This window comes from Paenibacillus sp. Y568, from assembly GCF_059445545.1.
Genome location: NZ_JCAIUM010000006.1, coordinates 129,587 through 154,644 on the forward strand (window position 1 = coordinate 129,587; position 25,058 = coordinate 154,644).

The following is a 25,058-nucleotide window of genomic DNA, read 5'->3' on the forward strand; positions in this document are numbered from 1 at the left end:
CTATATAAAAAACACAAAAAAATGACTCCCTAATGTCAGAAGTCATTTATTAGTAGCTAACCCTCTATAAATTATTCGATACCCACCTAGTCACAAACAGCTGCTATGTCTATGATTTCCCGTAGAATCTCATCCTTCAGAGAATCTATAAGAGAGAAATCAATGGATCGAGCGTAGATTTCATCTAATTGATCTTGAAGAGACTTAGCATCGGTAAGGAACTGTATCGATCGTTTCATTTGCGCAGCATAGCGTTCTTTTATCGGATTAATGGCCTCCGCCAGCTTTTCATCCGTATCCGGTTGGATACAACGACGATACATATCCACAATCTCATCGGTGCCACCCTCAGGGAAATACTCATGTGGTGCAGTGCTATCAAATATAGCAAAGTTGAGATCACGTACAATAACCATATCTAGACTGTTAGGATCGAATCCACAATGGTAAATCTCAACATCATACCCACGCTCAGTTCCTGCAGCAGCTATTTTTTTGAGCATAGTTGATTTACCGGATCCAGGTCTGCCTTTAATAAGGTACCTTTTTAATCCTTCGGTTAGATTAGGAACGCAATCTTTAGCACCTTGTGGTGTGGCAGCACCTAAGAATCGATGATCTACCCTACTCTCTTTCTCTAGCTTCCGATCACCATAGAGCACATGAATCATTTCTGTCGTCAGCACATTAGCCTCTTGAAAATCCATGTTCGCAATATATAAGTCTTCCCACTCATCATGAATACGAAGCGCCTCTGCAAAACCAGCATACGCATGTTGATATGTTTGAGATATTTGTTCGTTCAATTGGTTGATGCTACCCTGTTGGGTGATCAGTTGATCCAGATGACAAGCTTCTCCTACGTTCACGTATTGAACTTCAACTTCTGGTAGCAAAGGTTCGATGACATATCTGTCTGTTCCTACGATGATTCCGACTTTTAACAGAGGAACTACCATACCATCCAGTGCTGAATTATCTGAAGCGCAATGCATATTCCAAATATCATAGCCCGCAGACACCAACTGATCCCCTATGGTCCGAATCAAATCTGACTTTCCCGAACGCGGCGTCCCTTCCAGAATAAAGAGTCTTTCCAACCCTTGTAAAGACGATTCCATTAAGCTCACAAATCCATGGGCCGTATTTCCACCCACATAAAAATTCTTAATACTTCCAGTCATGATGACCACACCTTTCTCAGCTCATATCACGCATATGTTACATCGTATTATTCGCCTATCCATAAGGTGCAACTAAATTTATATGTTATCCTACACATAAATAAAAAAAAACGCTGAGGTTATTATTTCCCAACGTCTACTTGTAGCTTCTATTTATTAACCTTACGATTCAGTTGACTCTAATTGATTCTCATCACTTTCTTCATTAACAAATAAAGAATCACTCTCTTCTTCTATGCGTTCCACCGGTTGATCCAGCTCATTTTTTAATTTCTCTGTGATAGACTGTCCAATCTCGCCGATTTGTTCCCCGATTTGTTCCATCTTCTTATTCAATTCAAGTACTCTCTCACGCTTAGCCGTTGACGGATGAGAAGAACGAGTCTCATCTAAAGCTATTTCGCTTTTGAGCACTCTCACTTCACCCTCCATTTTACTTCTTTGTGAAGACAATTGTTCTACTTGGTCGATGCTTCCAGCCAACTGAAGCATGTTCTGTTGCTTACCCGCTTCTACTTCTTGCTCTGTTTTCGGTTCACGATCTACTTCAGCACTTTTCTTGCTATCCTCATCAAGTCCTAAAGCTTTTTGTTGTTCGTCTAATAGCAGTTTACTCATCTGTTCGTCCAACAACGACATTTGTTCATCCATCTCTTTCAAGCGATCCTTAATCGAATCTAATTGGGCACCACTTTCCAATGTTTTATCGATTAATTTATTTTTACTATCCATAATATTGTCCTTTTGTTTCATTAACAATTCAATGGACTTGCTAACACCTGACGACTGCCCTTTACTTTTGAAAATATTTCGCGCTTGATCACTGATGAATAACGAATCTTTATTCTCTTTTTCTTTTTTATGAGTCATTGTGTGTTCACCAGATACCGATACCTTTAGTCCAACATGTTGGCTCCGAGCTGCACTGTTTGATAAATTAGAAATTTGCATATCATTTCCTCCTAGCTACTAGTCATGATTTTGAATATTCCATTCATAAACCACCTACCTTATTTATCGGAATTACGACAGAGAAACTTAAATGATGAATAGATACAAACTCGTGAGGGCGCTCCGCGAACGGACCGTTGTTCCAATCGCTGTTGTGTCCTGATTTTTTTGGAATTTCCCTTAGCGGTAAAAATCCAGACACAGTGTATGCTTTCGAAGTAGCTTTCCTTTGGAAAGCTTATAGGCCAGCCCATCATTCTTCAATTATTCGTAAAGTACTGCCTTCACATCTTCATTATTAATATTTGTTTTGTCGTACCATACGAAGCCACTGTCTATGGCTGGTTCAACCTTTTCACCTTTTGCTGCCGCAACCGCGGCTTTTACCGTTTCATAACCGATCCCTACTGGATTCTGGGAAACGGCACCAGCCATGAGCCCATTGTTGACCGCATCGATTTGCGCTTTACCGGAGTCATAGCCGACAACGATGATTTTACCTTGCATTTTCATTTCGGCTACAGCATTAATAACACCGATGGCTGATCCTTCATTTGTACCGAAGAATCCTTTCAAATTTGGATGCGCTTGCATAATGGCTTTAGCTAAGTCGGTTGATTTCAGATGATCCCCACCGCCATATTGAACATCAACAATTTTGATATTGGGATATTGTTCCTTCATGCGATTTACGAATCCATCCCGACGATCAATGCCTGTGCGACTCGTCTGGTCATGCGCGATCACTGCAACTTCGCCCTGACTGCCGATGAGCTCAGCCATTTTATCCGCTGCGACACCTGCTGCTACGCCGTTGTTCGTCGCTACCGTGGAGACGGGGATATCACTCTCAACGCCAGAGTCGAATGCAACAATTGGGATGCCGCCTTCTTGTGCTTTTTTCAAAAGTGGAATCGATGCTTGGCTATCCAGTGCCGCAAATCCGATTGCGCTTGGTTTCTTGTCTAGGGCAACTTGGAGCATCTCGAGCTGCTTATCCACCTGTGCTTCTGTCTCAGGTCCTTCGAAAGTAATCTCTACATTGAGCTCCTTCGCCGCTTTCTCTGCGCCAACCTTAACCGCTTGCCAGAATTGATGTTGGAAACCTTTCGATATAATCGGGATGTACATTTTATCTCCATCCGTTGACGCTACCACTTCTTTGGTAGGCTCTGGGTTCTTCGATGCATTCTTATTGTTACTGTTATTCGAACCGCACGCACTAATGACGAATACAAGTGACAATACCGTTATTAACCAACCCTTTTTCATATTCATATCCCCTTTTTTAATAAAATAATAACTACATGACGCTCCACGTTATGATTTACGCCGACGTAGAATATCCGCATATACAGCAAGCAGAATAACGAATCCGACAACAATCGTCTGCCACTCCTGCGGCACGGACAAGATGCGAAGACCATTCGTGAGTACGCTCATGATTAATGCACCAATAACCGTACCGACGATCGTCCCTTTCCCCCCGCTAAGCGATGTACCTCCAATGACGACAGCAGCAATAGCCTCTAATTCGTAACCCATACCTAGTGCCGGTTGGGCGGAATTAAGACGGGATGCCATGAGAATACCTGCAAGACCCGTAAATAAACCAGCGATCATATAAATAATAATCTTCCATTTCTGAACGTTAACTCCGGATAGACGTGTTGCCTCCTCATTACTCCCGATCGCAAAGTTATACCTCCCTACAATGGTACGGGATAACAATAGACTGCCGATGATTGCTGCGAGAAAGAAAATAAGCACGGCGTTCGGGATATTGAACCCTGGAATGAGATCCCCTAATTCTGTCCCTAATGAAATTTTCGAGAACACTTCGTTATCTGTAAAATAAATCGGCTTCGTACCCGAGATCACGAGTGCAAGTCCTTTCGCAATCATCATCATAGCTAGTGTAGCGATAAACGGTGGAATCCCTAGTCTAGCGATAACAAAACCAGAGATAAATCCACATATAGCACCTGTCATCAGCCCCCCTATAATTCCGACCCACACCGGGAGTCCCCACATCGTAATGAATACACCAGTCATTACTGCACTAAGCGTCATCACCGTTCCTACTGATAAATCAATCCCGCCAGTAACAATAACGAATGTGGCGCCAAGCGCCAGCACACCGATAACCGCTGTAGACAGCAATATACCCACGATATTAGAGAAATTGAAAAAATTGCTTGATGCTACAGAGAAAAAAATGATGAGAAAGATCAAACTCCCGAAGGCCAAAAATTGTTGTACTCCTGCGTTCACCTTCATACGCTGTTTCTGAGATGATTCCGTTGCTCCCTTCATTTGACTCCCTCTCTTCCTAAAATCATCCTTCATCCTTTGCTAGATCGGTCTGTCGCGTATGCCATAACCTGTTCTTGTGTCACGCTATCATCGTTCATCAACTCTCCTGTAATTCTCCCTTCACACATGACGATGATTCGATGGCTTAGCCTTAAAATTTCAGGTAGCTCTGAGCTAATCATGATGATCGACTTCCCTGATGCTGCCAAACTCTCTAGTAGCTTGTATATCTCACTCTTAGACCCAACATCAATCCCGCGTGTCGGTTCGTCGAAAATAAGAATGTCACAGTCCCGTGTTAACCATTTGCCGATAATGACCTTTTGCTGATTCCCACCTGACAAATTTTTAAGCTTTTGCTTAACGCTAGGTGTCTTTACTTTCAATTCTTGAATGACCTTGTTGGATACATCCGTCATCCGTTTGTCATTTATCCATCCACCCTTCTTTGTGAAGCGACTTAACGTCGCTAGCGCAATATTCATTGTGATATCCTTTTCCAGTAAACAACCAAAGTGTTTTCGATCCTCAGATAAATATCCAATACCATGACTTACAGCCTGATGAGGACCCGTGATACTGACTTTACGACCATGGATATAGACCTCCCCAGAATCCATCGGATCCGCTCCAAAAATCGCCCGGGCAACCTCCGTTCTTCCAGCCCCAATAAGACCTGCTACACCAAGGATCTCTCCTTTATGGAGGGTTAAACTTACGTCGTGTAGTACATTTTTACGATTGATATTATGTACCTCAAGTACCCTTTCGCTACTAATGATATTGACTAGATCGGGTTTCAGAGGCTGATATATCTCCCTACCTACCATCATCGCTATAATTCGGTCAATACTGACCTCTTCCGTAGCTACAGTGTCTATATAGCACCCATCGCGCATAACGGTAATGCGATCAGTAATCCGCTTCAATTCCGCCATCCGATGGGAAATGTAAACGATTCCAACTCCTTTTGCACGAAGATGATGGATCATTTTGAACAATTCTTCAATCTCTGCATCACTTAGAGCTGCTGTCGGCTCATCCATGATCATTACCTGAGAGTCATAAGAAATAGCTTTAATAATCTCCACCATCTGTTGCTTGGCCACTGTCAGCTTCGATACGAGCGTAGTCGGGTCAATATCTAAATTCATCTGCTTTAATAAAATGGCCGTTTGTCGATTCATTTCTTTATCATCTAGAAACCATCGGAATGCTTTGCGGGGCTCTTTGCCGATAAAGATGTTCTGAGCTACCGTCAGATCAGGAGCCAAATTCAACTCTTGGTGAATCATACTGAACCCCAATTTCTGAGCTGTACGCGTATCCAGGATATCTACCTCTTTACCTTTATAAGTAATGCTTCCCTCATCTTTCTGATAAACGCCCGTCAACACTTTCATCATCGTTGACTTCCCTGCGCCATTCTCACCGACAAGGGCATGCACTTCCCCAGCTCGTAATTCGAACTCACATTGCTTTAATGCTTGAACACCGGCGAAATGCTTCTTGATTCCTTCCATCTTCACAACAATGTCACTCATCGCCCGCCCCCTTTCCAACTTATAGACAATATATTGCCATAACTAGTAGTGATAGAACCATTGGATTCCAGACGCAAAAAAACTCAAGCCATTCTTTCGCTTGAGTTATCATTTATATTTTAAATAGAATAGAATGCTTACTAGAAACTACGCAGTGTCAGTCATGAATTACTCTCCTTGAAATCTAACAGATGACGATTTGGCTGTCATGATTTGCTCCGTTATTTTCCGTCCTGTTGGTGTCTGAGCAAGGCCCCCAAGCGCTGTTTCGCGATGTTCACTTGGCATATTAGTACCTATCTCTAACATAACACCAATCACTTCGTCCGAAGGAATAACGCTTTGGACTCCAGCAAGTGCCATGTCCGCAGCTGCCAATGCATTCACAGCTCCAAGACCGTTACGCACAATACAAGGTATTTCGACTAACCCTGCAACAGGATCACAGATTAGACCCAGCGTATTTTTTAAAGCGAGACCCACTGCATGAACCACCTGTTCAGGACTACCACCACGTAACTCGACCATCGCACCTGCCGCCATGCCGATAGCTGACCCTATCTCTGCTTGACACCCTCCTTCTGCCCCGGAGATAAACGAGTTATTCGCAATAACATAACCGATCGCTCCGGCGCAGAAGAGACCATTCACGAGTACTTCATCATCCCAACCAAACCGCTCCTGCGAACTAACAAATACACCCGGAATGATACCACAGGACCCCGCCGTTGGCGTCGCTACGATACGTCCCATTGAAGCATTCACCTCAGATACGGACAATGAGTAAGCCATCGCCTTACCTGACCATTCTCCCACGGAAGGCTCGTTACGCTGAGCGTACTCATTCATCTTGCGCCCGTCACCTCCCACCAGACCACTCCTTGAAGTAATCTCGGTATCAATCCCCTTACGAACTGCATCTTTCATGACTCGATAATATTCTGTCATCTGTTGTACAATTTTGTCGGGTGTCTCATCGGTTTCTTTCGCCTGCTCAGCAATCATAAGCTCGGCAATCGTCAGCGACTCCCTGTGGCATATTTCAGAAATATCCTTCAGACTACGAAAACGCATGTTAACGACTCCTCTAGTTCAGATCGATAACGGATACTGTACTAATATGAGGTATCTGAGAAACCAATTCGAGTACTGTATTCTCAGGTCTCCGGTCACACTCAAGTACCGTCATCGCAGCACCGCTTCTTTCTTTGCGATCTACGTTCATAAATCCAATATTTAACCCTGCTTCACTGATCGCACTAGTAATAGAAGCGAGAATACCTACATGATCATCATGAGTGATGACCAATGTAGGGTAATAACCTGAACATCCTGCAGCGAAACCATTCATCGAATGAATCTCAATATTACCTCCACCAATGGAGGAGCCGCTTACTGTAATCTCTCGGCCACTTACGCTTGCTGTAATCTCAGCAAAGTTAGGATGAGGACTCATGATTGTGCCCCGGCGAAATTCATATCGCATCCCAACCTTCTCTGCTTCCACGAAGGCATCTGGAATTCTCTCATCGTCCGTATCGTAATTGAGTAATCCTCCGATAAGAGCTAGGTCCGTTCCATGCCCAGCGTATGTCTCTGCAAAAGAACCATACAGTGTAATGATAGCGAGTTCAGGCGTACATCCTAATAGTTGTTGGGCTACACGGCCGATGCGCACCGCACCTGCGGTATGAGAGCTGGATGGTCCGACCATCACTGGACCAATAATTGAAAAAACATTCTTAAACCGCATAGCAAAAAATTCCCCTTCCCCTTACCAAACACATCAGAGATCCGTCCTCATCCATTACGTAATATGCACCATTTTATTCCTCACTATTTTAGCCTGAATTAATTAATTAATTTCTCATATTGTTCAGCATTCAGCAGTCCTGCTATGGCAGTTGTTGCATCCCCATCCACTTCAACCTCAATCAACCAGCCTTCGCCATATGAATCCGAGTTCACAAGTTCAGGGGAATCCAGTAGGACCTCGTTCACCTTCGTTACCGTTCCATTAACCGGACTGAAGAGATCAGATACGGTTTTGACGGACTCAATCGTCCCCATGGCTGCTTCTGCTTCAAGCGTTGTTCCTACTGCTGGGAATTCTACGAATACGATATCACCTAGCTGAGTTTGAGCGAAATCTGTAATTCCAATTCGAACCACATTCCCTTTAGCTTCTGCCCACTCATGTTCCTCTGTATATCCCAATCCAACTTTAACTTCGCTCATAGTTAACAACCTCTCATTGGTATAATTAGATGATTTGATTTCGTACGATTTGCATCAATCCGCGAGTATCTAGCGTTATTACTCATCCTTTAAGCATATCCTTTAGAAGAAAGAGTCGCATACGCTAGTTCAGACAGCAAAAAAGGACAGAGAACTGGCTAAATGCCATGTTCTCTGTCCTGGGTACCTGAGAGTTTAAGCAGTCTTAGACTGCTGTTACCCCTTTGGTGGCTTATGCGCTCTCTCCAGAGTTGCGTCGAATGGCGGTTCTTTTACCTGAGAGATTAATCAATCAGCTGGCTAGCCATTGACTTGCTCCTTCGGTGCCCAGCGAGTGTCTCATCCGCTCGAGTCTCTCCCTACCATTGTCATCCACTTACTATAAATTTATATATCTAGATTAATGCACAATACAAGCCCATGTCAAGATACCTAACAAATTATTTGCATCAAATGAAGTTATCGTTGACATCCAGTTATTTGGTCGTGTATAAGTAGACTATGACAACCGAATATGCGGATGATGGTATAGGGAGAGACCGCCTACAATAGTCTTTGGCGGCGCCGAAGGAGTAAACCTAACAAAGGTGAATCTCTCAGGCAAAAGGACCTTTATCGGACGTAACTCTGGAGAGAATGTATGGAACGATAATATCGTCCCTTACGTCACCCAAGGGGAAACTTGGACTTAAGTTCGATGTTCGGGGTAACTCTCAGGTACAAAGGACAGAGCGAAGAGGAAACGTAATTGTAGCACAATGCTACGGATGCGCCCCTTTTTGCTGCTGTTCTTATTTTCGTTTCCACTATATATGAAATCTAAGGAGGAGATATGAAGGATGACAGAACTTAAGAGAACACCGCTATACCCACTCTATGTTAACTATCCTGGTGCCCGCTGTATAGATTTCGGCGGATGGGATCTTCCCGTTCAATTCTCCGGCATTCAAAAAGAACACGATGCAGTTCGTAAACAAGCAGGGCTGTTCGACGTATCCCACATGGGTGAATTCATGGTAACAGGAACCTTCGCAGAAGCATTCCTGCAACAACTAACAACCAACGATGTATCCAAACTCTCCGACGGTCAAGCTCAATATACACTCATGTGTTATCCAGACGGAGGTGTAGTTGACGATATACTCGTGTACCGATTCAGTGCCAATCAATACTTTGTCGTTGTGAATGCTTCCAATATTGACAAAGATTTCGAATGGATGCGTGAGCATTTAATCGAAGGCGTTACGCTTGAGAATATATCCTCTGAGCTTGCACTACTTGCTCTCCAAGGCCCTAACGCAGCTGCCATCATGGCTTTGGTTACAGAATATGATTGTGATCAATTAGCTTCCTTCCATTTCGCCAAAGACGTATCTATAGGCGGAGTCAAGGCGTTGGTCTCTCGAACGGGTTATACGGGTGAAGATGGTTTTGAAATATATGTCTCCGTCAATCATGCCGCAAACGTATGGAATACTCTAATGGCTAAGGGTGAGCCACACGGTCTGATCCCAGCTGGTCTGGGCGCACGTGACACGCTACGTTTTGAAGCCCGTCTACCACTATACGGACAGGAATTATCGAACACCATTTCTCCTCTCGAAGCTGGTGTTGGTTTCTTCGTCAAGTTGAACAAAGGCGAATTCATTGGCCGCGAAGCGTTAGTACAACAAAAGGCTAATGGGTTAACACGTAAGATGGTTGGTATTGAGATGATAGACCGTGGTATTCCTCGTACGCATTATCCTATATATGCATATGGCAAATGTATAGGTGAAGTGACAACCGGAACGCAATCACCGTCACTCAAACGTAACCTTGGACTCGCACTAATCGACGCCAACTACACTGAACTAGGAACTGAAGTGTGGGTAGAAATTCGTGGTAAGCAGTTGAAAGCCGAAGTTGTGAAAACACCATTTTACAAAAGAATTCCTAAGGAGTGAACAACGTGACCAACCAACACCGCTACATCCCGATGACTGAACAAGACCAAGCCGACATGTTAGAAACGATCGGTGTAGAATCAACGGAAGCTCTGTTCCGCGACATTCCTGAGGAAATACGCTATCGTGGCACCCTGCCGATGTCTTCTGCACTTGATGAATTCTCATTGCTTGAACATATGAAGACATTGGCTGGACGTAATGCAGATACTGACCGTTACACTAGCTTTCTGGGCGCTGGTATTTATGACCATCATGTTCCCGTTGTTATTAATCATATGATCTCTCGCTCCGAATTTTATACCGCTTATACACCTTATCAACCAGAGATCAGCCAAGGAGAACTTCAGGCGATCTTTGAATTCCAATCCTATATCTGTGAACTGACTGGCATGGCCGTTGCCAATGCAAGTATGTACGACGGAGTGACCGCATTATCCGAAGCTGGCGCTCTTGCAACTGGAGCAACCAAACGTAAACAACTTATCATCTCACGTACCGTTCATCCCGAAGCGCGTGAAATGGTCAACACCATGGCTCATGGCTTAAATCTGGAAGTCGTTGAGGTTGGCTATTCCAATGGTGTAACAGACCTAAGTGCATTAAAGGAAGCCGTAACGGGAGAAACAGCAGCTGTGCTCATTCAGTCACCAAATTTCTTTGGCTGTATTGAGGATATCGCAGCCATTGAGCCCATTATTCACGACGTCAAAGGACTGCTCGTTGTTAGTGCGAATCCGATGTCGCTTGGTCTACTCGAAGCGCCAGGCAAGCTCGGTGCTGATATTGTCGTAGGCGATGCGCAACCACTCGGTATCTCGCAATCGCTTGGTGGACCCACTTGCGGTTTCTTCGCTGTGGCTGAACCGCTTATGCGACGTATGCCAGGCCGTATCGTCGGACAGACGACTGACCTGGATGGTAAGCGTGGGTTCGTCTTGACACTACAAGCCCGGGAGCAACATATTCGACGTGAGAAGGCGACGTCTAACATCTGTTCTAATCAAGCATTACTAGCCCTGTGCGCATCCATCTACTTGTCCACCATGGGTAAGGAAGGGCTTCGTGAAGCAGCCAATCTGAATCTACAGAAAGCTCACTATGCATCCCGTGAAATGAACAATCAGCGTGGGATCAAGCTTCCATTCTCATCTCCCTTCTTCAATGAATTTGTCATAGAACTTCCTGAGGGGACATCCGTGAAAGAGTTGAACTTGAAGCTGTTAGAGTCTGGCATCCTTGGTGGTTACGACCTCGGCATGGCTTATCCAGAACTCAAAGGTCATATGTTGGTCGCTGTCACTGAGAAACGTACCCGCACGGAGATCGATAGCTTCGCAAGCAGACTGGGGGAATTAGCATGACTACGAATATGAAACCAGAAAAAGCACTTATCTTCGAATTAAGCAAGCCAGGACGTGTGGCTTACTCGCTTCCACCCTGTGATGTTCCAGAATCAGCACCCTCAGAATATATTCCAGCAGCGATGCTAAGAGAAACACCCGCTCAGCTACCCGAAGTATACGAAGTAGACGTGATTCGTCACTATACAGAACTATCTCGACGTAACTTCGGAATCGACAACGGCTTCTATCCACTAGGATCCTGCACGATGAAGTATAATCCGAAGATCAATGAGGACACCGCACGTTTCGCTGGCTTTGCCAAGATCCATCCTTATCAGCCAGAAGAGAGCATCCAAGGCGCTCTTGAATTGCTGTACACTCTTCAGAACGATCTTGCTGCTCTCACTGGAATGGATCAAGTAACACTCCAACCAGCAGCTGGGGCGCACGGCGAATGGACAGGACTCATGATGATCCGTGCATACCACGAGAGCCGTGGAGAGAAACGTACCAAGGTTATCGTTCCTGACTCCTCGCACGGTACGAATCCAGCCAGTGCGACAGTCGCTGGTTTCGAGACGATCACCATCAAATCGAATGAACGGGGAATGGTCGACCTTGATGCCTTACGTGCAGCAGTAAGTAGTGATACAGCAGCACTTATGCTCACCAACCCTAGTACACTTGGTCTGTTCGAAGAGCAGATCGTTGAGATTGCAGAGATCATCCATGATGCAGGTGGACTACTCTATTACGATGGAGCTAACTCTAACGCGATTATGGGTATTACTCGACCTGGCGACATGGGCTTTGATGTCGTTCATCTCAATTTACACAAGACAATGAGTACTCCGCACGGCGGTGGCGGACCTGGATCCGGACCTGTCGGTGTGAAAAGTATCCTGATTCCGTATTTACCGAAACCAATCGTTGAGCAACGTGAGGATGGAACATACTTCTTCGATTATGATCGTCCCGAGTCGATCGGTCGGGTGAAGGCATTCTACGGTAACTTCGGCATTCTCGTTCGAGCATATACGTATATTCGAACTTATGGTCCAGAGGGTCTACGGCACGTATCCGAATGCGCGGTTCTAAATGCCAATTACATGATGCACCGACTTGCTCCTCAATTCGAGATTCCATATCCCGGCGTCTGTAAGCATGAGTTCGTTATGTCGGGTAGCGGTCTTAAGCAGTATGGCGTACGGACGCTCGATGTGGCTAAGCGGCTGCTTGACTTCGGGTACCATCCACCAACCATCTACTTCCCACTTAATGTCGAAGAATGCATCATGATTGAACCCACAGAGACAGAGAGTAAAGAAACGCTCGATAGCTTTATCGATACGATGATTCAGATCGCGGAAGAAGCAAGAACAACACCAGAACTCGTCACTAATGCCCCATACGACACGGTCGTACGACGTCTAGATGAGACAACAGCAGCACGGAAGCCAGTGCTGAATTGTAGTTGTAACTAGCGGAAATATATGCCACATTATGATATAGAAATAAGGCAGACCCAGTCAGGAATCGAGTATCCAGAATCATTACACAAATCGATTTAGATGCATATGCGATTTGAATTTGATTCAAGTGAAACTTATCTTTTTTCTGTAAAAATTCTTTTTTGTACAAAACCCAACTTAATTTTGGGGTATGGCGATAAAGCCATGTTTGTTTCTTATATTTGAACAAAGAACCGCCTTTTGGCGGTTCTTTGCGGTTCTTTCAGACTTCCATCAATAGATTCAGTTACCGAGAGGGGAGGGCTTCATCGGGTCTTACTTCAATTAACGGTGGTCCAAAATGCCATCTAAAATAATTCCAGAGGGTAAATTAGTCACATTAACTGGAGTAGCTACATCTAAATTATCTCCCAGAGGCTCCACTAGTCACATTAATTGAGGAATTCACTGTTCGTCATCCGTAGACATCAAGTTTAACTTATTTTACATCAAGCTCATCTTCCACTTCACCAGACTCGTCCTTCGTACCATCAAGTACTAATTTCGAGGTCCTACCGTACCTATATTTATATTAGCAACAGCCGAAATATAAGTTATTGATTACCAACTATATCCCTTCCACAATACGTCTTGCACGCATAGAAACTTGCTGAAGTAGCTCATCCTCATCTATTGTAAGGAGTTGGCGATGTTTCATTAGCACTTTACCATTTACAATCGTCGTGTCCACATCTGCTCCATTAACGCTATAGGCTAATAGTGACTTAACGTTATGGATCGGCTGTAAATGTGGCTTGTTCATATCGATTAGAATAAGATCGGCTTTCTTACCAACCTCAAGTGTACCCACCTCTTGATCGATGTTCAGTAACTTTGCACTTTCTTGGGTTGCCATACGAAGGATCTGACTAGCTGGGAGCCACGAAGGGTCACCATAATCACATTTTTGTAACCATGACGCAGCCTTTATCTCTTCAAACATATCCAATGTTGTTGCGCTTCCTGCTCCATCTGTTCCAAGTCCTACAGTGATGCCTTGGGCAATCAGATCAAGTACAGGAGCGATGCCACAACCCAGCTTTAAATTACTTAGAGGATTATGGGACACGCCTCCACGCATTCCCCTTAACAATCCAATATCCCTCCGATTCAAATGGACACTGTGTGCTAGAAGAACATGTGCTTTTTCAAATAAACCAACATCATACAAAAATTGCGTAGGCGTTTGATTATACTTGTCCCTAATCTTTACTACTTCTTCTATCGTCTCTGCTAGGTGGATGTGTATAGGTATGTTTCTCTGCTCTGCAAGCAGGATGACTTCTTTCAAATGTTCGGGTGGACACATATAAGGAGAATGTGGGCCAAACATCGTTGTGATTCTACCCTCTGCCTTCCCAGACCAGCGATCAATTAGATCTAGTGCTTCCGCCATCCTCCTCCCCCCAACATCTATACCGAACACCAATCCTCTTGTCAAAGACGCACGCATGCCCACTTCCTCTACAGCTACAGCAATTTCGTTCATATGAATGTACATGTCTGCAAAAGCAGTCGTTCCCGACTTAATCATTTCAGCCATTGAAAGTTTCGCTCCCCAATATATATCCTCAGGGGTCATACGGTCTTCTGCGGGTAGCATTTTCTTCTCTAACCAATCCATCAGTTTCAGATCATCAGAGAATCCTCTTAGTAAGCTCATAGGTGTATGTTGATGGGCATTGACCAACCCCGGCATCGCCACCATACCTTTTCCCTGTATGATCTCATCTGCCTGAATATGAACACTGGATTGAATGTCTGAAATGATATCTCCCTCTATGACAACATCTCCGACAAAAGGTGCTTCTACTTCATCTTTCATGGATACAATCGTTACCTCTTTAATAAGTGTTCTCATGCAAATCCTCCTATTCATTTCATGGGATACATAGAAGGTTAAACCTTTCCGTAAGGAGAAAGTCAATACGGTATTCGTTGCATTTTGTCATTTGATAGAGTAGGCCGGCCTCTTACGAGGTCAGCCCCTCAATGAACGGCTCGTGCGGTTTTCCCGCAAACCGCTCTACGTTATTTACTCTTATACTTCATAACACGTTCTTATGCTCTAGCGATTGCTTGCCTTCTTCGATCCCAATACGCAGGATCATCCGTTTTGTAGTTTTGTTTCCGTACCTTTTGTTTATCCCTACGACCTTGAATAACACTTAGAAATTCGTTGTTTGACATAGGATTCCCGTCATAAGCATCTCGAACTGTTCTTTCCACATAACAGAGGCTAGCACCTACGAACTTTTCTTGAGTGTATATAGATTCCAGCATCTTAGCTCGTCTGTAGGTTTTGCTACCACCCCGTGCGGGGAGTCTACATCGTCTTAATCTTATTCTGACGTACGCATCTAGAACTTGGGCTTGTTGTCCCAGTATCGCTATCGAACATCTACAGTTTCCTCTGATTGCACGATACGTGTTAACTGCTCTTGCTGCTTGCGCCCAATACTTTGCTTTTCCTCTTATGATGGGATTCACATTTTTAACAAGTGCTTCTAAGCTTTGCGTAAGGGTTTTCGGTGTGGTTTCTTTGACCGATTGTTTGAAGCTTTTCATTGCCTCTGGCGAGCATTTGATACCATAGCTCCAATCGCCATTTCTTTTACGAAACCAGCCTTGGAAGGTCACCCCTAAATAATTAAGTTCGGGGATTATCCTTCCATTTGGTGCGGTTTTCTCCATGAGGTGAGTGGTATGCGTCTTATCGGGTGATAGTGTGAGTTTTAGGGAAGAAATACCTTCAACCACGATGTTTTCAGCTTGTTTGATCGTGGCTTCATCTTTGGCGAATACAATAAAATCATCGGCGTATCGCACCATTTGCATGCCATGATTGTGTAGTTTCCAGTCGAGTTCATTCAGATAAATGTTCGCAAGTAATGGCGAGATAACTCCGCCCTGCGGAGTTCCTGTTTTAGAGAATGTTGTTATTCCGCCCTCCATAACTCCCGCTTTCAGCCATTTCCATATTAAGTTTAATATAGATCGGTCTGCTACCTTGCCCTTTAACATTTTCATCAGTAGTCGATGGTCTATACAATCAAAATACCCCTTAACATCGGCATCATGCATCCATACATATCCATTTTCCATTAAATTGATGATTCGTCCAAAAGCATTATACGCACCCTTTCCTGGTCTAAATCCTACAGATGCAGGATGAAAGATCGTCTCATACAGCGGTGAAAGTATGTTTACAACTGCTTGCTGTACAATTTTATCTTTAATCGTTGGTAGACCAAGAGGTCGTTGTTTACCGTTTTTCTTTAGGATGTACCTTCGCTTTACTGGTTGGGGTCTGTATGTCTTGGCTTTTAACTCTAAGAGAATCTCTTGTAAGTTTGATTCTATATTTCCCTCAAAACTTTTAATGGATACCCCATCTGTCCCACCTACGCCACCATTAGATTTCACCTTTTCCCACGCTTCATAGAGTCTACGATAGCTAAGCAATTTGCCGTATAGATTGTGCCATTTCATTTATAAGCGTCTCCTCGCAGATAGAACCTTCTTGGCAGTGTTTCACAGCGGAGGCTTGCCAATTGACATGTCTATCTCTGACTTATCTTTTCGATAACGACGTTTCCCTTCGCTTCACAGTAGGTTATGTTCCTAGTGCTACTTCGCTACTATGAAAACGCTCTGACTTCTACTTGCACATGGGTAACTTCGGATACCCTTATATACTCATGTCCATTGACTGGTGGCAAGAAGATCTCGAAGGGTCACTCATATTGGCTACAATGTGCATGTCTATCCCTCCACATGATGAACCTCATATCTCGTTTGTGTGATCTACAAGACTGCCTTACCTTATAGGTTTTGAGCTCCGCAGAAGTCGCAGCGTCCTCAGTTCATCACGCCGCATCGGCATTCAGCATTTCGCTTTCAACCTGCACATTTCAGATAGGAGCCTCTCGGTTGTTCCCTTCTCCTCCGCCACGTCCCTCACGGGATCGCCCTAGATATATTCTTTACCATACTGATCACTGCATAGTGTTAGCCTGTTCGTCTTACGGAATGTCTAACATCCATTATGAGCTGCCGCCCGCACAACCTCCCACGACTAAAGTCGCCGGATTCCTACGCTAATACTCCTATCGGAGTAAGGTAAGTAGGCTATCCCCGTAGTCCCTACGGTTTTCCTTTTTAGTGCGGAAAGAAGTCTTTTCGCTTCTTGAAGAATATTGATGCTGGCATTGTGGTCTCGTTCCTGATGGGTTCCGCATTGCGGGCAGTCCCATTCCCGAATGGATAGCTTCTTTGCTTCTTTGTACTGAAATCCGCAACATGAACACAATTGCGAAGACGGAAACCATGGACTCACCGCCACAATTTGTTTGCCATACCATTTCGCCTTGTATTCCAGTTGTCTACGGAACTCAGTCCAAGACACATCTGCGATACTTTTGGCTAACCGATGGTTCTTGATCATATTGGATACTTGTAAATCTTCTATAGCAATGAGGTCGTTGTTTTTGACCAATGCCGTTGAGTGTTGTTGCAAGAAGTCCTTTCTGGCGTTACCAATTTGTTCGTGAATTCGGGCTACCTTGATTTTTTGCTTCGAGCGTCGACGAGGCAAAAGACACGTACAATAATTCACCATATTAGGACGACAGCTCCCAGCGTTTGGGGGCTCTTTTTATATGTCCCTGGAGTTAAAAAAATACTATGTAAATTATTGGAGCACTTATTGTAGGGGTCTATGGGGGTAGCTCCCCGGTGGGTGGGGGTCTAATTGGACGAAAAAAGTCCAAAAACCGTGTTATGGCCAACAAGCCAAACACGGTTTTTTTGATTGTTCCACGGAATGCTAATCGGCTGTCACAGTCCAATTCGGCTGAATCTGGAGATCCGGAAGCCAGACATGTTCACAAAACTAGTAATTTTGATCTTTCTTTGGAGCGTTTGAGATTTGATTCAGATCAGAATTTTTTTGTCAGGTTGTCTATCGCCGGTAAGAGATAGACCTCTATTAAGATCAGACTTCTGACGACCGAACAGTCGAATCGATGAAGGTTTAGTTAATTTATTTTGTCGGCAAATAGTTCAACAATTTTATTATCAGTCCAAGCTATGTTATATGCTTGTTTGTTGTAGTAACCGACCATTTTGCTGTTTAAATCAGTTGCTGTTGCAGGTCTCTGTGCGACGAGTTCACCATTTTTTTGAAAAAGAGCATGTTGATTTTGTTCTGAATCCGTAATGAGAAGATAACCATTAAAGTAACTAGAAGACCAGTTGGAATCAGACATGGTAAAAGTGTGCTTTATACTCGTAGTAACTTGGTTTGTCTTTAAGTCATATCTTGCGTAAATTGTCTGCTCTTCATTTGTTAAGATTCCTAAGGGACTGCCGATGATACTTGAAGTATTGACAACCAATGTCGATCCCTCAACTACAAACCTGCTTTTCACATTCCAGGCTAACGCGATTACATCGACTTTTTTTGTTACCAAGTTAATGATTTTATAATAATCCTTCGACTGACCAATACCACTCCCGTTAATTTTGACTACTGCGTACGGAGATTGGAATTGAATATCTTGGACAATTGGGCTTTCATACTTCTTATCGTCTGGTACTGCAATAGATATATTTATAATGGGCTTCTTCCACGGAAATTGATATACGAGAAGATGGTCTTCACTGACAAGGGCTAATCTTTCTTTCACTTGAAGAAGAGCAGGAGACCATTGAAGCTTCTGATTCTCGGTTAGTTTTATCGCAGTAAAAAGCTGCTGACTTAACTGCGTTCCTTCCGCAGAAAATGTTATTTTCAGAGGTTTATTTCTCTCTTCCGTAATGACCACAATTTTGGTTGGGTTCATGAGAACCTCGCAATCATATATGGCAGGAAACTTCTTACTCCATACGATCTTTCCAGTGTTTATTTCGAGAAGCTGAATTTGATGATTTAATTTATCTACGAATAATGTCGTGGTAGAACTCACAGGATGTGTCTGCGTGCTATTATCCAACAAGCTATCTGAGTAAGATGAAATGTTTGCTGCACTAACCTGTGAAGTAACTGAGAACAGCAAGATTGTGAATAATAAGAGCAGTATGCTTTGTTTTTTCATGAATGGACCTCCTCTATAATCAATGAAAAAATGCTAGATAGGAATTATCTAGCATTTGTTAATATAATACTAATAAATTTTAATGTTTTCAACATTTCCTGACTTTACATAATCCAGTGTACCACCGTGGTTCCAAGTATTCGTAACTAAGTCTGTAATTTCGCTGGGATACTTGGTCTGTGTTCCGTTATTATATAAAAACCTCATATTATTCCATACGGCCGCAGTTTCAAAAGGAACTCTGAACTTTTGAGAATCATTCGTAACTTTATTCATTGCAATCGTCGTCAGGCGCTTAACCGACTTTCCTGTTGATGTTGTTCCTGGAAAGTTGACCTGGTAGATTTGCGAACCAATAAGGAATCTTACACTTAATGTTGCTTCGTCATATTTATAATACACTTTGTAATTACTAATAATAGCTCCATTGTCGTAACGATGTGCACTATCATAGTAATATTCTTTAGTATTATCCTGACCGTTTGTATTTCCACTCCCTACTTCATGAGCTGCTTTAGCATGAAATACTGGATACCAGCCTGGCGTCATACCATATACCGTTTGTCTCGTCACCTCAAGACCCACTTCGGCAATACCAGGATCAATGCCGGTATACAGGTAAGCCGCTTCGGTTGTTTTGCCCTCGGTGGTATCGAGTGCTTTCGTAACATCATAAGTAGGTAGGGTAATTGAATCGGCAACTACACCTGTATATGAGGCTGCTAGGCTTTTGCTCGTTGGAGTTTGAATTCGATGAAAAGCTCCAGTACTCGCTCCTGCGGGCGCCGTGGATGGATTCGGGATTACACTGAGCGGACTGATTTCAGGTTGTTGTAAATCCGGTTTACTAGGTTCAGTGATGGTATCATGAATAAAACGATTTACAACGTTTCCATCCTCAGAACTATCAGCGTTAACCAGCAATCCACTCGTATCAAAGGTCAGCTCGACTATTTCCGCATTTTCAAGTGTTTCAATACGATTTTCAAGATCTGCACTCTTCATACTAAAAGTATTGATATTGTTTTGAGTTAATTCGATCTCATCTTGAATAATAGCGTTCCGGTATTTCTCAAACTTATCTGTTGGAGGGGTGGATATGGAGTCTGCAAATACTGGATACAATGTAGTCGATAATAGAGTAGCTGCAATAACAACTGGAACTTTTAGCAAGTTTAGTTTCAATGATTTCACACTCCGGCATTATAAAAGTAGAGCATCGGCCGATTTCTCTCATCATAACAATTACATATTAACCCTTTTTTGAATATAAATATTTATATAGTTAATATTTAATTTTTCAGTTATTATTTAAGGCTTGAATTTCTATATTTATTATTTTGGTATTATTTTGGTACTCCAAAGAAATAGAACGAATCGAAGCTTTCAATGTTTATTATGTGAGGTTACTAGAACAAATTACCAATACATGATAGATTTAATATGACGGATTCCTTTTATGGTGCGTGTCCCAGCACAATATAAAAGGGGATCGATAGATGATGAAAAAAATGCTTATGGTATCGGCAAGATAACTCGGAATTTGGATGAAAAAGGCAAGTGCAAGACTGAAGTCAAGCAGATTTAGGGTTAGTAGATTCAAGGTGTATCGTTTTGTCAGACGATGCACAACTTGGATGGCAGCAGCCTCTGCAATAATGGGCGTAGCCCACTATTTAATTGTAGACGTATTTCAGTCCTAATTCTGTAATGCATCAAAATACTATCAATAATAAATAATACTAAGTATGCAACATTTTGTAATTTTTAACGTCTTATTATTAACTGGTATAATTAAACATAATATATATCACATCAAAAAAACACCAGACAAAAATCTATTTGAGAAGAGGATACAAAAATGAAATTACTACGGTCTATTTCTTTAACATGTACTTCACTTTGTATAATTTTAGGACTTGGCTTTAATTCCGTGAGTGCCGATACGGTTAAAGATACTAATCTAAAATTAAAGTTGAATAATTCTTATGTTTTATATTCAAATCAACAGCTCCCATATGCAGATGAAAATGGAAGAACACTCATTCCATTAAGGCTTATTGGTGATGTGATGGGTGCAAAGATTTCTTGGATTGGTAAGGACAAAAAAGCAATAGTATCGATGGAAAAAGACACAATATCATTAGTACTTGGACAGAAAACAGCAATAGTTAACGGAGAACAAAAACAGCTGGATACGATGGTGGTATCTAAGAACTCTACAATAATGGTACCTGCACGGTTTATTTCCGAAGCGTTTGGAATAAAAGTTGATTACAACAAAACATTAAATGTTGTACATCTAACAGATCCTAGAATAATGAGTTCAGAAACTTTTACAGCAATTAATGAAATGCAACAATTAGACAATAACTTTAATGATAAGCTTGTCCCAAAAAATGTTACTATCTTTGAAGATCAGAAAAACACTAAAAATAATAAACTATCCGTAAAAGTAATGAACTATTCTTCTCAAACAGTAAAAAAGGGGAACTTAAATGGTAACATTGTCTTCTTCGTAAGCGACTCCAAAACTGCATTTATTGGAACAAGAGGATTGATAAACATGTCTGATAATAATTTGGTCGACATTAAATCAGGCAGTGTATATACTGATAACATTCATTTAATTAAGACCGTTAAAGATGAGCCAGTTCGTTATATTTTTTGCAATTACTTTGTAACCAGATAATATATTTCAGTTACTGCACTGACACACGATATAAGCTCCATCTAGTTCGAATTATCGGAATAATACTCCTCTAGCTGGAGTTAATGTCCATTGTTACTGGATATATGATTTTATACCTCCAATCTATTCCAGAATGGACTAGATTAATAGGATGGCTGCCCTTTAGGGCAATGTCATTAAGTTAAGTCAAAGACAAGACAGGGAATAAAAATGGAAATTAAAACGGCATGGGAAAAAGACCTGTGCCGTTTGTTTTTTTGGGCAAGCAAGGAAAAATGCGTACAGTAAACAAAGCGGATGGAATATCCGCTTAAAAAAAATGTTCATATGAACCGAATTATGCTACTCTGTAGACGAAGCTAACAGCTGATTTCCAGCGGATTTTGCGCGTATTCTGTTGTCCTGGGCGAATGGGGCGAATCGGCAAAATGTTTTTGCGGATCAGTGCTTCTACATCGGGCGGGGGTTCATCATTCCGTGAGCACAGGAAATGAATCTCCCATCCGCTGGGGAGTTTTATACCCTATAGCAGATTGAATGCGATTGCGATTATAACGACCTTCTATATATTTGAATAGCCTTGTTCGTGCATCTTCAAATGAACTAAATACCGTTCGATAGACCATTTCTTTCTTTAATATGGCATGGAAACTTTCAATAGGAGCATTGTCATAGGGACACCCCTTGGCGGTTCGGATTTGCATATCGCAACTGACCCTGCCGACACGGAAACTTGAACGATTTTAATACACCGGAAGAAGCAGCTACAAATAATCCAGCGAATGATAGTTCTTACTTAATCCCACTTTACGATGAAAACGGAAATAAGATTGGTGATTTTGAAATATATACTTCTTATAAGTGATATATTGGAAAATCATATTTAAGAATGTCAGTAAGCCATAATCGTTCTTAAAGTAGGCTAGAATTGAAGTAAGTTGTTGTTTAATTTGAGAGATTATTGATAAAAGCATTTTTTAACAGGAAAAGTTTCAGCTTGTGTCGGATGACAAGAACATATATGCTTTAAAAGTCGCATTTCTGCGGCTTTTTTTTATTTTATTGATATAAGTTATTGTTGAGTCGGTTACACTCCTCTAGACAGAAAAATGGTGCAATAGCAACCTACAGAAATTATATTTGAAGAAAAATTGACCGTGACAGTAGCATGTCAGGTTTTTGATTTGGTTCATTACCCATAATAAACTGAGAGGTCGAGAATCTGCCTCAATAACTTTAAAGGGCTTCTATTAAGTTCTTTCGACATAAGGAAACATTTTCCTGCCGTCTCTGTTAAGTTCTTTGTTTTTCTATAATGTGGAGCTTAGAAAGACTTCTATAAAGTATTTGTGGTAACTGGTACGGTATTTAGAAGGAATTAGCCACTAATAGGCGTATATATAATTGTGCAGTGACCTCTCAGGGAACAACCGCACAGAATAGGTTTGGAGCCGGTAGGATATCCTCCTGGACTAACCTTGCAATTGCCATGTTGTTTTCTCTTGATCGGTGATATCCCAATCTTTTATATCAATTAATCCTAAAATTTTAAATTAACCGCGATGCTCATTTGTATAACCCTGTCTCGTATTCCTTTACTCTCCGGTAAAAAGTACGATGTTTCATATTCACCCTTTGCATAGCTGCGACGGCTGTGATCTCTCCAGATTTCCACTCCTGGTAGACCTGAATGAAATCCTCATCGATTACAATCTTGAGGGAGCTGTCCATTTTGAACCATTAGTTCGCAGATATTCCAATAGGCGTCTTTTTGCTGTTGCTTGCTCAAGAAAAAGTTAAAAACAAATCGAGTACATCCCAAGGTTTTATGAAATTAAGGTGATTTGTTCCTTGGTTGGATAGATACGAAATTTAAAAGCTTTGTGATGGTTCATCATGTGCACCCCCTTTGGTTAATATTACCTTAATTATAGAACATATGTACTTATTTAGAAAGACAAAACCATTTTAATTCATCTCATAACTGAAGTCACCAGTGTTCTCAAAATCTTAATAAAATGGCGTGAAATATGCTTCATGATGCTATAGAAAATCTATTATCCGATACGTAAACATACGATAGAGCGATGAATAGTTATTTACTTTCACCTAACGTCAAGGTTTAATGTAAAGATAGAGAAGGTGATTTCGTTGAAAATTAAAGAGGTTGCGGACAAACTCAATATTTCTACAAGAGCTATACGTTTTTATGAAGAAAAAGGGTTAATCGCGCCTACCAAACAAGACAACAATCAATATAGGGAATTCAATGAGAAGGATATTTGGCGGTTGCAAACCATCATTTCATTAAGAGAAGCAGGCATGAGTGTTACGCACATTGCAAAAGCTCTTGAAGAAATCGAAGGAAAAGATCATGAAGAACTTCAATATTATTTAGAATTACAGCGATCCGTTATGTTCTCGAAATGGCTAGAGATCAAACAAATCATCGAAACGACGGACCACATGATCCATATCGTGAGAAGCCAACAATTTCTACCGCTTGACGACATATATGAATTAGCAGATGGTTCTAAAAGATTACGAGAACAAAGAAACAGTTGGCAGGATCAATGGAACTATGATTATTTAGCAAGTAGCCACGACCAGCTTGTCATCAATGACTCTCTAACCTATAAGGACTACGAGGAAGCTTTGAATCTCACACTCCGATGGATTTCGCCCATACCTGATGAAGTGGGATTAGATATAGGAACTGGGACTGGAAATCTTGCGGGAAAGCTAATGCATCAAGGTGTGCGTATGTCTGGCGTGGATCAATCGAAGGAAATGTTAAAACAATGTAACAAGAAATTCCCGGACATGGAGACTAAACTCGGAAATTTCCTTGCCATACCCTATTTGGATGGTCAATTTGATTTTATTGTCTCTAGTTTTGCCTTTCATCATCTAACAGATCAACAGAAGATATTAGCGATACATGAAATGCGCAGAGTCTTGAAACCACATGGACGGATCTGCATTACCGATCTAATGGTTGCTAACCATGATACAGATTTACCAACGGAAGAAAATAAATATTACACATCTCTTACCGATTTACTACATTTGTTTGACACCATGGGATATGTAACCAAGTATCATCAGATCAATGAGCTTCTGCATATCGTTTATGCAGTACCTTTAAGATAATACACAATATGACAGTACCTAATGACATCTTACATGTATTTGTCGAATCCTACTTAAGCAGAGAAATTATCTCTATTAA

Annotated in this window: 17 protein-coding genes, 3 pseudogenes and 4 riboswitches; of the genes and pseudogenes, 5 read left to right on the forward strand and 15 right to left on the reverse strand. The window is 42.1% G+C overall.

Features of this window, described 5'->3' with window-relative positions; genetic code table 11:
• Nucleotides 1-86: 86 nt before the first annotated feature.
• The 8 genes from AC1D7X_RS10610 to gcvH form a co-directional block, all read right to left on the reverse strand.
• Nucleotides 87-1,184 (reverse strand): PRK06851 family protein, encoded by a 1,098-nt coding sequence (locus AC1D7X_RS10610; RefSeq protein WP_495475200.1) that lies wholly within the window; start codon nucleotides 1,182-1,184, stop codon nucleotides 87-89.
• Nucleotides 1,185-1,346: 162 nt separating this feature from the next.
• The gene (locus tag AC1D7X_RS10615) at nucleotides 1,347-2,135 is read right to left on the reverse strand and encodes a hypothetical protein (RefSeq protein WP_495457013.1); all 789 of its coding nucleotides are present in this window, start codon (nucleotides 2,133-2,135) and stop codon (nucleotides 1,347-1,349) included.
• Between the two features lie 264 nt (nucleotides 2,136-2,399).
• Nucleotides 2,400-3,407 (reverse strand): ABC transporter substrate-binding protein, encoded by a 1,008-nt coding sequence (locus tag AC1D7X_RS10620; protein ID WP_495457014.1) that lies wholly within the window; start codon nucleotides 3,405-3,407, stop codon nucleotides 2,400-2,402.
• A 48-nt stretch (nucleotides 3,408-3,455) separates the two neighbouring features.
• On the reverse strand, nucleotides 3,456-4,451 hold the full coding sequence (locus tag AC1D7X_RS10625; RefSeq protein ID WP_495457015.1) for an ABC transporter permease: 996 nt from the start codon (nucleotides 4,449-4,451) through the stop codon (nucleotides 3,456-3,458).
• 29 nt (nucleotides 4,452-4,480) lie between these two features.
• Complete coding sequence (locus AC1D7X_RS10630; protein WP_495475201.1) at nucleotides 4,481-5,995, reverse strand: sugar ABC transporter ATP-binding protein; 1,515 nt, start codon at nucleotides 5,993-5,995, stop codon at nucleotides 4,481-4,483.
• A 168-nt stretch (nucleotides 5,996-6,163) separates the two neighbouring features.
• Nucleotides 6,164-7,069 carry an L-serine ammonia-lyase, iron-sulfur-dependent, subunit alpha gene (gene sdaAA / locus AC1D7X_RS10635; RefSeq protein ID WP_495475202.1) on the reverse strand — a complete coding sequence of 302 codons (906 nt, stop codon included), beginning with the start codon at nucleotides 7,067-7,069 and terminating at the stop codon, nucleotides 6,164-6,166.
• Nucleotides 7,070-7,082: 13 nt separating this feature from the next.
• Nucleotides 7,083-7,748, reverse strand: coding sequence for an L-serine ammonia-lyase, iron-sulfur-dependent subunit beta (sdaAB, locus tag AC1D7X_RS10640; RefSeq protein ID WP_495475203.1), 666 nt, complete (start codon nucleotides 7,746-7,748; stop codon nucleotides 7,083-7,085).
• A gap of 98 nt (nucleotides 7,749-7,846) precedes the next feature.
• Entirely contained in the window at nucleotides 7,847-8,233 is a 387-nt protein-coding gene (gene gcvH, locus AC1D7X_RS10645) for a glycine cleavage system protein GcvH (RefSeq protein WP_495457019.1), read from the reverse strand.
• Between the two features lie 172 nt (nucleotides 8,234-8,405).
• Nucleotides 8,406-8,484: riboswitch (glycine riboswitch) on the reverse strand.
• A gap of 4 nt (nucleotides 8,485-8,488) precedes the next feature.
• A riboswitch (glycine riboswitch) is annotated at nucleotides 8,489-8,604 on the reverse strand.
• A gap of 149 nt (nucleotides 8,605-8,753) precedes the next feature.
• Nucleotides 8,754-8,855: riboswitch (glycine riboswitch) on the forward strand.
• Nucleotides 8,856-8,973, forward strand: a riboswitch (glycine riboswitch).
• A gap of 99 nt (nucleotides 8,974-9,072) precedes the next feature.
• Between gcvH and gcvT the strand changes: the two genes are divergently transcribed.
• Genes gcvT through gcvPB form a run of 3 tightly spaced genes read left to right on the forward strand, consistent with a single transcriptional unit; the run spans nucleotide 9,073 to nucleotide 13,009 of the window.
• Entirely contained in the window at nucleotides 9,073-10,179 is a 1,107-nt protein-coding gene (gcvT, locus tag AC1D7X_RS10650; RefSeq protein WP_495475204.1) for a glycine cleavage system aminomethyltransferase GcvT, read from the forward strand.
• A 5-nt stretch (nucleotides 10,180-10,184) separates the two neighbouring features.
• Nucleotides 10,185-11,543, forward strand: a complete 1,359-nt coding sequence (gene gcvPA / locus AC1D7X_RS10655) for an aminomethyl-transferring glycine dehydrogenase subunit GcvPA (RefSeq protein ID WP_495475205.1) — start codon at nucleotides 10,185-10,187, stop codon at nucleotides 11,541-11,543.
• Nucleotides 11,544-11,551: 8 nt separating this feature from the next.
• Nucleotides 11,552-13,009, forward strand: coding sequence for an aminomethyl-transferring glycine dehydrogenase subunit GcvPB (gcvPB, locus tag AC1D7X_RS10660; RefSeq protein ID WP_495475250.1), 1,458 nt, complete (start codon nucleotides 11,552-11,554; stop codon nucleotides 13,007-13,009).
• A gap of 595 nt (nucleotides 13,010-13,604) precedes the next feature.
• On the opposite strand, the gene AC1D7X_RS10665 is transcribed toward gcvPB, so the two are convergent.
• The 5 genes and pseudogenes from AC1D7X_RS10665 to AC1D7X_RS10685 form a co-directional block, all read right to left on the reverse strand.
• Nucleotides 13,605-14,897, reverse strand: coding sequence for an amidohydrolase (locus AC1D7X_RS10665; RefSeq protein WP_495475206.1), 1,293 nt, complete (start codon nucleotides 14,895-14,897; stop codon nucleotides 13,605-13,607).
• A 200-nt stretch (nucleotides 14,898-15,097) separates the two neighbouring features.
• On the reverse strand, nucleotides 15,098-16,528 hold the full coding sequence (ltrA, locus tag AC1D7X_RS10670) for a group II intron reverse transcriptase/maturase (RefSeq protein ID WP_495475207.1): 1,431 nt from the start codon (nucleotides 16,526-16,528) through the stop codon (nucleotides 15,098-15,100).
• 586 nt (nucleotides 16,529-17,114) lie between these two features.
• A pseudogene (locus tag AC1D7X_RS10675) lies at nucleotides 17,115-17,624 on the reverse strand (RNA-guided endonuclease TnpB family protein); the annotation flags it as partial.
• Nucleotides 17,625-18,075: 451 nt separating this feature from the next.
• Nucleotides 18,076-19,134 (reverse strand): hypothetical protein, encoded by a 1,059-nt coding sequence (locus AC1D7X_RS10680; RefSeq protein WP_495475208.1) that lies wholly within the window; start codon nucleotides 19,132-19,134, stop codon nucleotides 18,076-18,078.
• 69 nt (nucleotides 19,135-19,203) lie between these two features.
• Nucleotides 19,204-20,319 carry a hypothetical protein gene (locus AC1D7X_RS10685; RefSeq protein ID WP_495475209.1) on the reverse strand — a complete coding sequence of 372 codons (1,116 nt, stop codon included), beginning with the start codon at nucleotides 20,317-20,319 and terminating at the stop codon, nucleotides 19,204-19,206.
• A 676-nt stretch (nucleotides 20,320-20,995) separates the two neighbouring features.
• Here AC1D7X_RS10685 and AC1D7X_RS10690 point away from each other — a divergent pair.
• Nucleotides 20,996-21,826, forward strand: coding sequence for a copper amine oxidase N-terminal domain-containing protein (locus AC1D7X_RS10690; RefSeq protein WP_495475210.1), 831 nt, complete (start codon nucleotides 20,996-20,998; stop codon nucleotides 21,824-21,826).
• A 470-nt stretch (nucleotides 21,827-22,296) separates the two neighbouring features.
• On the opposite strand, the pseudogene AC1D7X_RS10695 reads toward AC1D7X_RS10690, so the two are convergent.
• Both AC1D7X_RS10695 and AC1D7X_RS10700 read right to left on the reverse strand, forming a co-directional pair.
• Nucleotides 22,297-22,512, reverse strand: a pseudogene (locus tag AC1D7X_RS10695) (integrase core domain-containing protein); the annotation flags it as partial.
• A gap of 1,031 nt (nucleotides 22,513-23,543) precedes the next feature.
• Nucleotides 23,544-23,724 (reverse strand): annotated as a pseudogene (locus AC1D7X_RS10700) (helix-turn-helix domain-containing protein); the annotation flags it as partial.
• A 253-nt stretch (nucleotides 23,725-23,977) separates the two neighbouring features.
• Between AC1D7X_RS10700 and AC1D7X_RS10705 the strand changes: the two are divergent.
• Nucleotides 23,978-24,979, forward strand: a complete 1,002-nt coding sequence (locus AC1D7X_RS10705; protein WP_495475211.1) for a MerR family transcriptional regulator — start codon at nucleotides 23,978-23,980, stop codon at nucleotides 24,977-24,979.
• The last annotated feature ends 79 nt before the right edge of the window (nucleotides 24,980-25,058 follow it).